Source organism: Pseudomonas sp. GW821-FHT07G06, assembly GCF_058986625.1.
The window spans coordinates 386418-398059 of the sequence record NZ_JBYSVW010000002.1 but is presented as its reverse complement, the minus strand read 5'-3'; the positions used below and the strand labels follow the sequence as shown (position 1 = coordinate 398059).

Here is an 11642-nt window from a genome sequence, read left to right as displayed (position 1 = left end):
CCACAGGTATTGCGCTGTCCCTGTGGGAGCAAGCTTGCTCGCGATAGCGGTATATCAGTCAATAAAAATGCTGAGATGAGCGCTACTTTCCAGCTCACACCCCGCTCATTTCCATCTACGCTCAACCCCGCGCATGAACTCTCTTCGGCGGATCACGTCTGATAGGAGGAAATGCGCCCCGACTCGCGTTAAACTGCGCGGGTTTTTAGCCCCCCATTCCACCGGAGCCTTCCATGTCCCGCGTTACCTTGAGTCGCTATTTGATTGAGCAGACCCGCAGCAACAACACTCCTGCCGATCTGCGCTTCCTGATCGAAGTGGTGGCGCGTGCCTGCAAGGAGATCAACCACGCCGTGTCCAAAGGCGCCCTGGGTGGTGTACTGGGCAGCATGGGCACTGAAAACGTCCAGGGCGAAGTGCAGAAAAAGCTCGACGTGATCTCCAACGAAATCCTGCTCGAAGCCAACGAATGGGGCGGTCACCTGGCCGGCATGGCGTCCGAAGAAATGGACAACGCCTACCAGATTCCGGGCAAATACCCGAAAGGTGCGTACCTGCTGGTATTCGACCCGCTGGACGGTTCGTCGAACATCGACATCAATGCCCCGGTCGGCACTATTTTCTCGGTACTGCGTTGCCCGAACGAGTACCTGAGCCAGAACGAGCCTTTGAATGAAAAGGCCTTCCTGCAGCCAGGCACCCAGCAAGTGGCCGCCGGTTACGCGATCTACGGTCCGCAGACCATGCTGATCCTGACCCTGGGCGACGGCGTGAAAGGCTTCACCCTGGACCGTGAAATGGGCAGCTTCGTACTGACCCACGAGAACATCACCATTCCTGAAAGCACCCAGGAATTTGCCATCAACGCGTCCAACCAGCGTCACTGGGAAGCACCGGTACAGCGCTACGTCAGCGAGTTGCTGGCAGGCGATGAAGGCCCGCTGAAAAAGAACTACAACATGCGTTGGGTTGCCGCGATGGTGGCCGACGTGCACCGCATCCTGACCCGCGGCGGTCTGTTCATGTACCCACGTGACAGCCGCGAGCCGTCCAAACCGGGCAAGCTGCGCCTGATGTACGAAGCCAACCCGATGTCGTTCCTGGTGGAGCAGGCGGGCGGTGCGTCCACCGACGGCCACCAGCGCATCCTCGACATCCAGCCGGAAGGCCTGCACCAGCGTGTGGCGGTGTTCCTCGGTTCGAAAGAAGAAGTGGCCCGCGTCACGGCTTACCACAAGGAGTAAACCATGACCGCGCCCTGGCAGCCGTTGCTTGATTGGTGGTTCGGAAGTTCCGGGTCAGCGAGCGAAGTGGCGGCGCAGAAGGGCAGGTTATGGTTCGGCAAGCGCGACAGCCAGGACCTCGAAGCGCGTGAGCGTTTCGGGGACTGGGTCGAGCAGGCACTGGCCGGCGGATTGACCGAGTGGATGCAACGTCCCGAAGGTTGGCTGGCCCTGGTGCTGTTGCTCGATCAACTCCCGCGAATGATCTTTCGCGATTCTCCCAAGGCTTTTTCCGGTGATATCAGGGCTCAGGCACTGGTGGCGCAAGGCATTGCCGCGGATTTCGACCGGCAGTTGCAGCCGATTCAGCGGGTGTTCATCTACCTGGTGTTCGAGCATAGCGAGAACCTGGCGGTGCAGAACGAAGGTGTCTCGCGCTATATCAATCTGATTTCACAGTTGCCGGAAGAGGATCGGGCATTGTTTGCCGACTATCTGGATTTCGCCGAAAGGCATCAGAAAGTGATTGCGCAATTCGGTCGGTTTCCGCACAGGAATGCGGTGTTGGGGCGCGAGAGTACGGCTGAGGAACTGGCGTTTCTGTCGAAGCCTGGATCGAGGTTCTAGATCTTCATGGCGGCTGATGCCGCCTTCGCGGGCAAGCCCGCTCCCACAGTTGATTTGGTCGGACACAAAATTTGTGCCTGCCCTTGATCCCTGTGGGAGCGGGCTTGCCCGCGAAGGGGCCGGTGAGTGCGCCTTAGATCCTGAAGCTTCCGACTAGCTGCTTCAACCGCGCCGCCTGCTGCTCAAGATCGGCACACGCCCGCAAGGTCGCCTGCAGGTTCTCCACACCCTCTTGGTTCAGCGTGTTGATTTCGGTGATGTCGACGTTGATCGACTCCACCACGGCGGTCTGCTCTTCGGTCGCTGTCGCCACGGACTGGTTCATGCCGTCGATCTCACCAATGCGCTGGGTCACGCTGCCCAGGCGTTCGCCGGCCTGGTTGGCGATGCCGACGCTGCTTTCGCTCTGGCGCTGGCTGTCGGTCATGATGCCCACCGCTGCGCGGGCGCCGACTTGCAACTCTTCAATCATCGTCTGCACTTGCTGCGCTGAGTCCTGGGTGCGGTGAGCGAGGTTGCGTACCTCATCGGCCACCACGGCAAAACCGCGACCGGCCTCCCCGGCGCGGGCCGCTTCGATGGCGGCGTTGAGCGCCAGCAGGTTGGTCTGCTGGGAGATGCTGGTGATCACTTCCAGGATCTGCCCGATGTTGACCGTGTTGCTGTTGAGGGTTTCGATGTTGCCGCACGAGTCGCTGATCTTCGCCGACAACTGTTGCATCGCCGCGATGGTTTTATCCACCACCTGCTGGCCGTCTTCGGCCAGGCTGCGGGCGTCGCTGGAGTGCTGCGAGGCGAGGGCGGCGTTCTGCGCGATTTCCTGGGCGGCGGCGCCGAGCTGGTTGATCGCCGCAGCCACGCTGCTGGTGCGCGAGGCTTGCTGGTCGGAGTTGTACATCGATGAGTTCGACGCGGCCACTACACGTAGCGCTACTTCGTTGACCTGCCCGGTGGCCGAGGCCACTTCGATGATCGAGGTGTGAATGCGTTCGACGAAGCGGTTGAACGACAGCCCCAGCGCGCCGAATTCGTCGTGACCGTGAATGGTCAGGCGTTTGGTCAGGTCACCTTCGCCTTCGGCGATGTCGTGCATGGCGCGACCCATGGTCAGCAGCGGCTGCATCAGCAGGCTGATCAGCATGCCCAGCAGGGCGATGATGATCACTACGGCGATCACCATGGCGATGATCGCCGAGGTGCGGAATTCGCTGAGCATCGAGAACGCCGTTTCCTGGTCGAGCACCAGTGCCACGTACCAGTCTGCCGATGGCACGCCGTTGACGTGGGTGAAGGAGATGAACTGGCGCTTGCCGTCGATCTCGACTTCTTTCATGCCCGGGCTGACTTTCGGCGTGTCGCTCGGATAGGCCTCGGCCAGGTTCTTGAGCACCAGCTTGCTGTCCGGGTGAATCAGGATCTTGCCGTCGGCACCGACAATGAACGCATGGCCGTGGCCGCCGAAGTTCAGCGAGTTGATGATCGCGCTGACGCTGGACAGATCGATATCGGCGCCGGCGACGCCGATCATCTGGCCCTGGTGCTTTACCGGGGTGGCCACGGTGATCACCAGTTTGCCGGAGGAGGCGGCGATGTAGGGTTCGGTGACGATGGTCTGTTGTGCGCTATTGGCCGCTTTGTACCAGCCACGGGCACGTGGGTCGTAGTCCGCCGCGCGGTTGCCGGCCGGTACCGAGAACATCACGCCGTCGACGCCACCGAAGTAGCTCAGCTGGAAGTTGCCGGTGTAGGCGGGCAAGTCGATGATCCGTTTCAGGCCGGCGGGCGCATTGCCATCGGCGCTGACCTGTTGGGCCATCGACTGCAGCAACTGCATGCGGCTTTCCAGCCAGGTCTGGATGTTGCTGGTGGTCAGGCTGCCGAGTTCCTGCATCGAGGCTTCGGTACTGTTGCGCAGGGTTTCGCGCTGGCGATAGTCGTTGAACAGGATGAAACAAGCGAATGCGACGGCCACCACGAGGGCGGCAGCCAGCAAGATCTTGTGGCTGAACTTCATGTTTCTGGTCATGGGATGAGCTACCGCAGAGGGGCTGTTCTACAAAATGGGGGAGCAAATGCCACCGGCGTGGCATTGCGTTGCATTTATGTCGACTGAACGGCGCTAAAGATTAGGCGGATTTTTCTGAAAAACGACGAAATGCTTGGTGAACGAGGAAAGTGGTTGATTTTCGGCAAAAGGCAGACGAGTGGCCCGATAAATAGCCTGCCGGGCACGGAACCTCACAGGGGTTTTCTCTTCTAAGCTTCAGCTTGGCAGCCATGCCAATCCCCTACGCCCCCCGGAGTTTCACCATGTCGTTGCGTTCCATCGCCCTGCTTTCGTTCTGCGTATTGCTCGCTGCCTGCAGCAAGGTCAATCAGGAAAACTACTCGAAGCTCTCGGCCGGCATGGCCAAGGCCGATGTGGAAACCCTGTTGGGCAAACCCGCCGATTGTTCAGGCGCGCTCGGCATGTCCAGTTGCACCTGGGGCGACAAGAACAGCTTTATCAGCGTGCAGTTCGCCGGTGACAAAGTGCTGATGTTTTCCGGCCAAGGCCTGAAGTAAACCGGGGCGATCGCCCACGGGAGAAAAATAATGAAGCGGTTATTGATCATCCTTTTTGCCGGCCTGGTGTTGGCTGGCTGTGCCACGTCTGGCCCGGACCCTTTGGCGCCCAAGACGGCCAACAGCGTCAACCTCAAGCGCTACCAGGGCACCTGGTACGAATTGGCCCGTCTGCCGATGTACTTCCAGCGCGACTGCGCGCAATCCGAAGCCCATTACACGCTTAAACCCGATGGCAACGTCGCGGTATTGAACCGCTGCCTGACAGCGCAGTGGCAATGGGAAGAGGTCAAGGGCACGGCTTATCCTGAGGTGCCCGGCAAGAACGACAAGCTGCGGGTCGAGTTCGATACCTGGTTTTCCAGGCTGATCCCGGGTACGGCGAAGGGCGAGTACTGGGTGCTGTACGTCAGCGATGACTACAAGACCGCCATCGTCGGTGATCCGAGCCGGAAATATTTGTGGCTCTTGTCGCGCACGCCGACCGTGAACGGAGTGGTGCGTGAGGAACTGCTGAGCAAGGCGCGTCAGCAGGGTTACGACACCACCCGGTTGATCTGGCGGGCGTCGGAACAGCAGATGGCCAAGACCTCGAACTGAAAAAAAGATCGCAGCCTGCGGCAGCTCCTACAGGGCGAACATCAATCCCTGTAGGAGCTGCCGAAGGCTGCGATCTTTGCTTTTACCCGAGCAATTCGCGCAGGACTTGGGTGAAGGCGCGGCTGCTTTCTTCTTCGTCGGCATGGCGCCCGTCACGCACTACCCACTGGCCATTGACCAGCACATCCCGGACCTGACGATCACTACCGGCAAACAGCCAACGGTTGAGAATCCCGTCGCCGCTGGCCGTTGCCAGGTACGGATCGCTGCCGTCGAGCACCAGCCAGTCGGCGCGCTTGCCGACTTCCAGCGCACCAATCGGCTGACCCAGTGCCTGAGCGCCACCATCCAGCGCGGCATCAAACAGAGTGCGCCCGACCATCGGCTGCTCCGCGCCATACAAACGATTACGCCGTTGGTCACGCAGTCGCTGGCCATATTCCAGCCAGCGCAATTCCTCCACCACGCTCAATGACACATGGCTGTCGGAACCGATGCCCATGCGGCCGCCCTGGGCGAGGAAGTCCACCGCCGGGAAGATCCCGTCGCCGAGGTTGGCTTCAGTGGTCAGGCACAAGCCGGCGATGGCGCGACTCTTGGCCATCGACGTGACTTCTTCCGGGTTGGCGTGGGTCGCGTGGACCAGGCACCAGCGTTGATCGACGTCGATGTTTTCGTACAGCCATTGCAGCGGACGACGGCCACTCCAGGTCAGGCAGTCGTCGACTTCTTTCTGCTGCTCGGCGATGTGGATGTGCACCGGGCACTGCTTGTCGCTGGCTGCCAGCACTTCGCTGATCTGCTGCGGTGTGACCGCGCGCAGCGAGTGGAAACACAAGCCCAGGGCTTGCGCCGGTTGCTGCGCCAGGACCGGTTGCAGGCGCGATTGCAGCTTGAGGTAGTTTTCGGTGCTGTTGATGAAGCGGCGCTGGCCTTCGTTCGGGGTCTGGCCACCGAAACCGGAGTGGCTGTAGAGCACCGGCAACAGGGTCAAACCGATGCCCGCGGAACCTGCTGCCTGGCTGATACGCAGGGCCAGTTCAGCCGGGTCGGCATAAGGCTGGCCGCTGATGTCGTGGTGTACGTAATGAAATTCCGCCACCGAGGTGTAACCGGCCTTGAGCATTTCGATGTACAGCTGACGGGCGATGACGCCGAGTTGCTCCGGACTGATTTTTCCGACGAGGCGATACATCAGGTCGCGCCAGGTCCAGAAACTGTCGTTCGGATTGCCCGCCACTTCCGCCAGCCCGGCCATGGCCCGCTGGAAGGCATGGGAGTGCAGATTCGGCATGCCAGGCAGTAGCGGACCGCTTAACCGCTCGGCGCCATCTGCATGAGAATCGGCCTGGATATGGGTCAATACGCCATCGGCGCTGACCTCAAGACGTACATTGTTGGCCCATCCACTAGGCAGCAGCGCGCGTTCGGCAAAGAAGGCGGACATGGTTCAGCACCCCATCGTGTGTTATTTGTATATACATATACAGACGTTTGCCTGCCCGGTAAACTCCGGCAAGCTAGCGACATCAACTAAACGACCAAGGATTAACCGTGCCGACTCCGCCTCCAGTCTCTCCGTTGGCCGCGAACATGGGCGACAGTCCGGCGCCCTTGTACGCCCGCGTCAAACAAATGATCACCCAGCAAATCGACAGCGGAAACTGGCCGCCGCACTACCGGGTTCCGTCGGAAAGCGAGCTGGTCAGCCAGTTGGGCTTCAGCCGCATGACCATCAACCGTGCCCTGCGCGAGATGACTGCCGACGGTCTGTTGGTGCGCATGCAAGGCGTCGGCACCTTCGTCGCCGAGCCGAAAAGCCAGTCCGCGCTGTTCGAAGTGCACAACATCGCCGATGAAATCGCCTCTCGCGGTCATCGCCACACCTGCAAGGTCATCACCCTTGAAGAAGAGGCCGCCGGTTCCGAGCGCGCCCTGGCCCTGGACATGCGCGAAGGGCAGAAGGTGTTCCATTCGCTGATCGTGCATTTCGAGAACGATATTCCGGTGCAGATCGAAGACCGTTTCGTCAACGCGCTGGTGGCGCCGGATTACCTCAAGCAGGACTTCACCCTGCAAACGCCCTACGCCTACCTGAACCAGGTCGCGCCGCTGACCGAAGGCGAGCACGTGGTCGAGGCGATCCTGGCCGAGCCGTCCGAATGCAAATTGCTACAGATTGAAAAAGGCGAGCCGTGCCTGCTGATCCGTCGCCGCACCTGGTCCGGCCGCCAGCCGGTGACCGCCGCTCGCTTGATCCACCCCGGTTCCCGTCATCGTCTGGAAGGTCGGTTTCATAAATGAATAACGTAAAAGTCCTGCGCGCAAAAGACTACCCGCGCATGCCGTGGAAAAACGGCGGCGGCAGCACCGAAGAAATCACCCGCGATGCCGGCACCGGCCTGGATGGGTTTGGCTGGCGCCTGTCGATTGCCGATATCGGTGAGTCGGGCGGGTTTTCCACCTTCGCCGGTTATGAGCGGATCATCACCGTGTTGCAGGGCGACGGCATGAGCTTGTCGGTGGATGGCCAGATCACGCGCTCACTGTTACCGCTCGACCCGTTTGCCTTCAGTGGCGAGAGTCATGTCTCCTGCACACTGCTCGGCGGGCCGATCCGTGATTTCAACCTGATCTACGCGCCGCAGCGTTACCGTGCACGGTTGCAGTGGCTGGACGGTGAACAGCGGTTTTTCAGCGAGGCGGGGACTGTGCTGGTTTTCAGTGTCAGTGAAGCGTTGGAGGTGAAGGTCAATGCCGACGCCTCGCAACTGGGTCGCCATGATTGCCTGCAACTGGTCGGTAACAGTGGGTTGCTGGAAGTCTCCACCAGCGCCGCCTGCTGCGTGATTGAGCTGACCGCACGCTGATTCACAAATCGTCAAAAGATCGCAGCCTTCGGCAGCTCCTACATTTGGAATGCGTTCCCCTGTAGGAGCTGCCGAAGGCTGCGATCTTTTGCTTTTAACCGTTCCCAAAAGCGCACCAACTTGTTACCGAACGCCCCAGTGCGGCGCAAAACCACGCCCAAGTAACAAACCCCACACCCGCCAAAAATCCCCTCCGAAAAATTTCATCTTCCCCGGAGCCCTTGTTCCAGGCGCTCTCCAGCCGTTTCAGGATTTTTCTTGAATGCTCATCCAACAAGTTGGCCGCTTGATTGCATATGCTTGTATGTACAAGTAAAGACGTATGTGTATGAGTCACGAGGACTCAACCATCGTCCACTGATTCGCCGGTGTGCACTGATGCCCATTGGCTTGCTCGCCCACTGCCTGGGTTGGTTTTGGATTGATTGCTGAGGAGTTCTTTTCGTGACTAAATTTCGTGACGTTGAAATCCGCGCTGCCCGCGGTAACAAGCTGACCGCCAAGAGCTGGCTGACCGAAGCGCCGCTGCGCATGCTGATGAACAACCTCGACCCGGAAGTCGCCGAGAACCCTAAGGAGCTGGTGGTTTACGGTGGTATCGGTCGCGCCGCCCGTAACTGGGAATGCTACGACAAGATCGTCGAAAGCCTGACCAACCTGAACGACGACGAGACCCTGCTGGTGCAATCCGGCAAGCCGGTCGGCGTGTTCAAGACCCACGCCAACGCTCCGCGCGTGCTGATCGCCAACTCCAACCTGGTTCCACACTGGGCGAGCTGGGAACACTTCAACGAACTCGACGCCAAAGGCCTGGCCATGTACGGCCAGATGACCGCCGGCAGCTGGATCTACATCGGCAGCCAGGGCATCGTCCAGGGCACCTACGAAACCTTCGTCGAAGCCGGTCGTCAGCACTACAACGACAACCTCAAGGGCAAGTGGGTCCTGACCGCCGGTCTCGGCGGCATGGGCGGTGCCCAGCCTCTGGCTGCAACCCTGGCCGGTGCCTGCTCGCTGAACATCGAATGTCAGCAGGTCAGCATCGATTTTCGTCTGAAAAGCCGCTATGTCGATGAGCAAGCCAAAGACCTCGACGACGCGCTGGCGCGTATCGACAAGTACACCAAGGAAGGCAAGGCGATCTCCATCGCGCTGCTGGGTAACGCGGCTGAAATCCTGCCGGAACTGGTCAAGCGTGGCGTACGCCCGGACATGGTCACCGACCAGACCAGCGCCCACGACCCGCTCAACGGTTACCTGCCGGCCGGCTGGACCTGGGACCAGTACCGCGCTCGCGCCAAGACTGAACCTGCCGCTGTGATCAAGGCCGCCAAGCAATCGATGGCCGTGCACGTCAAAGCGATGCTGGACTTCCAGAAAATGGGCGTGCCGACCTTCGACTACGGCAACAACATCCGTCAGATGGCCCAGGAAGAAGGCGTGGAAAACGCATTCGACTTCCCAGGTTTCGTACCGGCCTACATCCGTCCGCTGTTCTGCCGCGGTATCGGCCCGTTCCGTTGGGCTGCGCTGTCGGGCAACGCTGAAGACATCTACAAGACCGACGCTAAAGTAAAAGAGCTGATCCCGGACGACGCCCACCTGCACAACTGGCTGGACATGGCGCGCGAGCGCATCAGCTTCCAGGGCCTGCCGGCACGTATCTGCTGGGTTGGCCTGGGCCTGCGCGCCAAGCTGGGCCTGGCGTTCAACGAAATGGTGCGTAGCGGTGAGCTGTCCGCGCCGATCGTGATCGGTCGTGACCACCTGGACTCCGGTTCGGTGTCGAGCCCGAACCGCGAAACCGAATCGATGCAAGACGGTTCCGACGCCGTGTCCGACTGGCCACTGCTCAACGCCCTGCTCAACACCGCGAGCGGCGCGACCTGGGTGTCCCTGCACCACGGCGGCGGCGTCGGCATGGGCTTCTCCCAGCACTCGGGCATGGTGATCGTCTGCGACGGTACTGACGAAGCGGCCGAGCGTATCGCTCGCGTGCTGCACAACGACCCGGCCACTGGCGTTATGCGTCACGCCGATGCCGGTTACCAGATCGCCATCGACTGCGCCAAGGAACAAGGGCTGAACCTGCCGATGATTACCGGTAAATAACCCGGAACCCTGTAGGAGCTGCCGCAGGCTGCGATCTTTTGATCTTGCTTTTTAAAAGATCGCAGCCTCGTTTCACTCGACAGCTCCTACAAAGATCTAACCAACCAAGAATAACAATCCACAGAGGTTGAACCATGGCTGTCAACAGCGAGCGTGCAGGCAGTAAACCGTTGATCGAGAAACGCTCGATCGACTACATCCCGGAAGCGGAAAGACACGGTCGTCTGTTTAGCCAATTCACCCTGTGGATGGGTGCCAACCTGCAAATCACCGCGATTGTCACCGGGGCGCTCGCCGTGGTGCTGGGCGGTGATGTGTTCTGGTCATTGATCGGTCTTTTGATCGGTCAATTACTGGGTGGCGGCGTGATGGCGCTGCATGCGGCGCAAGGCCCCAAGCTTGGCCTGCCGCAGATGATTTCCAGCCGGGTACAGTTCGGCGTGTACGGCGCGGCCATCCCGATCGTGCTGGTCTGCTTGATGTACCTGGGCTTCACCGCAACGGGAACCGTGTTATCCGGCCAGGCGCTGGGCCAGTTGTTTGGGGTCAGCGACACCGTCGGTATCCTCCTTTTCGCCAGTGTCATCGTGCTGGTCACGGTGCTCGGTTATCGGGTGATCCATTGGATCGGCCGTGTTGCCAGTGTCATTGGCGTGATTGCCTTTGTTTATCTGTTCAGCCGTCTGATCAGCCAGGTTGACGTTGGCGCTCTGTTGCAGATCCGCCACTTCAGCTGGAGCAGTTTCTTGCTCGCGGTGTCGCTCGCGGCGTCCTGGCAGATCGCCTTCGGCCCTTATGTGGCTGACTATTCTCGCTACCTGCCGAGCAAGATTTCCTCGGTGAAAACCTTTTTTGCCGCAGGCGCAGGTTCGGTCATTGGTGCACAGGTGGCGATGGTCCTCGGCGTGTTCGCTGCCGCTTCGGCCAACGGGCAATTCGCCGGCCACGAAGTGGCGTACATCGTGGGTCTGGGCGGGACCGGTGCCACCGCTGCGCTGCTGTACTTCAGCATCGCGTTCGGCAAGGTCACCATTTCCACGCTGAACTCCTACGGCAGCTTCATGTGCATCGCGACCATCATCAGCGGTTTCCGCGGTGACCTGAAAGTCACGCGCTTGCAGCGTCTGGTCTTCGTGCTGGTCATTGTCGGTGCTGCGACCCTGATGGCATTGCTCGGCCAGCACTCGTTCCTCGGTGCGTTCAAGTCCTTCATCCTGTTCTTGCTGGCATTCTTCACGCCATGGAGTGCGATCAACCTGGTGGACTACTACTGCATCACTCGCGAGCGCTATGACGTGCCGGCGCTGGGCGATCCGAACGGTCGCTACGGTCGTTGGAACCTTCTCGGTATCAGCGTCTATGTGTTCGGTGTGCTGGTGCAGCTGCCGTTCATCTCCACCAAGTTCTATACCGGTTCACTGGTGGCGGCTCTGGGTGATGTGGATATCTCCTGGATCATCGGTCTGGTGATTCCCGCAGCCCTGTATTACCTGTGTGCGAAAAAATGGCACGGCACAGTGCCTGATCGTTTGATCCTGCCGGTCGAGCAGGACGCGGTCACCGAACAAAAGCTGAATGTCGGTCGCGCTGCGGCGCAGGCCTGATTGGACGTGGACAGGGCTGGATGCCTCTTGACTGCCGTAAG

At 60.2% G+C, this 11642-nt stretch carries 10 protein-coding genes and 1 pseudogene; 8 read left to right on the top strand and 3 right to left on the bottom strand.

Annotated elements, in window-relative coordinates; all coding sequences use genetic code 11:
* The first annotated feature begins 233 nt into the window (after positions 1–233).
* A complete protein-coding gene (locus AC3WJW_RS05280; protein WP_034148565.1) occupies positions 234–1244 on the top strand; it encodes a class 1 fructose-bisphosphatase in 1011 nt (336 codons plus the stop codon).
* A 3-nt stretch (positions 1245–1247) separates the two neighbouring features.
* A complete protein-coding gene (locus tag AC3WJW_RS05275) occupies positions 1248–1850 on the top strand; it encodes a DUF924 family protein (RefSeq protein WP_493725340.1) in 603 nt (200 codons plus the stop codon).
* 133 nt (positions 1851–1983) lie between these two features.
* Here AC3WJW_RS05275 and AC3WJW_RS05270 read toward each other — a convergent pair whose 3' ends face one another.
* On the bottom strand, positions 1984–2748 hold the full coding sequence (locus AC3WJW_RS05270) for a methyl-accepting chemotaxis protein (protein WP_371317842.1): 765 nt from the start codon (positions 2746–2748) through the stop codon (positions 1984–1986).
* 93 nt (positions 2749–2841) lie between these two features.
* Positions 2842–3864 (bottom strand): annotated as a pseudogene (locus AC3WJW_RS05265) (HAMP domain-containing protein); the annotation flags it as partial.
* 296 nt (positions 3865–4160) lie between these two features.
* On the opposite strand from AC3WJW_RS05265, the gene AC3WJW_RS05260 reads away from it, so the two are divergent.
* Both AC3WJW_RS05260 and AC3WJW_RS05255 read left to right on the top strand, forming a co-directional pair.
* Positions 4161–4415 carry a hypothetical protein gene (locus AC3WJW_RS05260; protein ID WP_007975531.1) on the top strand — a complete coding sequence of 85 codons (255 nt, stop codon included), beginning with the start codon at positions 4161–4163 and terminating at the stop codon, positions 4413–4415.
* Between the two features lie 30 nt (positions 4416–4445).
* On the top strand, positions 4446–5015 hold the full coding sequence (locus AC3WJW_RS05255; RefSeq protein ID WP_493725339.1) for a lipocalin family protein: 570 nt from the start codon (positions 4446–4448) through the stop codon (positions 5013–5015).
* Between the two features lie 82 nt (positions 5016–5097).
* Here AC3WJW_RS05255 and AC3WJW_RS05250 read toward each other — a convergent pair whose 3' ends face one another.
* Positions 5098–6462: a formimidoylglutamate deiminase gene (locus AC3WJW_RS05250; RefSeq protein WP_493725338.1), complete on the bottom strand. Its 1365-nt coding sequence runs from the start codon at positions 6460–6462 to the stop codon at positions 5098–5100.
* Between the two features lie 146 nt (positions 6463–6608).
* On the opposite strand from AC3WJW_RS05250, the gene hutC reads away from it, so the two are divergent.
* The 4 genes from hutC (at position 6609) to AC3WJW_RS05230 (ending at position 11601) form a co-directional block, all read left to right on the top strand.
* Positions 6609–7319 (top strand): histidine utilization transcriptional repressor HutC, encoded by a 711-nt coding sequence (hutC, locus tag AC3WJW_RS05245; RefSeq protein ID WP_162135916.1) that lies wholly within the window; start codon positions 6609–6611, stop codon positions 7317–7319.
* Positions 7316–7885 (top strand): HutD/Ves family protein, encoded by a 570-nt coding sequence (locus tag AC3WJW_RS05240; RefSeq protein ID WP_493725337.1) that lies wholly within the window; start codon positions 7316–7318, stop codon positions 7883–7885. Before hutC ends, AC3WJW_RS05240 begins: the two co-directional genes overlap by 4 nt.
* Positions 7886–8329: 444 nt before the next feature.
* Positions 8330–9997 (top strand): urocanate hydratase, encoded by a 1668-nt coding sequence (gene hutU, locus AC3WJW_RS05235; RefSeq protein WP_007975538.1) that lies wholly within the window; start codon positions 8330–8332, stop codon positions 9995–9997.
* 134 nt (positions 9998–10131) lie between these two features.
* The gene (locus AC3WJW_RS05230) at positions 10132–11601 is read left to right on the top strand and encodes a purine-cytosine permease family protein (RefSeq protein ID WP_493725336.1); all 1470 of its coding nucleotides are present in this window, start codon (positions 10132–10134) and stop codon (positions 11599–11601) included.
* Positions 11602–11642: the final 41 nt, after the last annotated feature.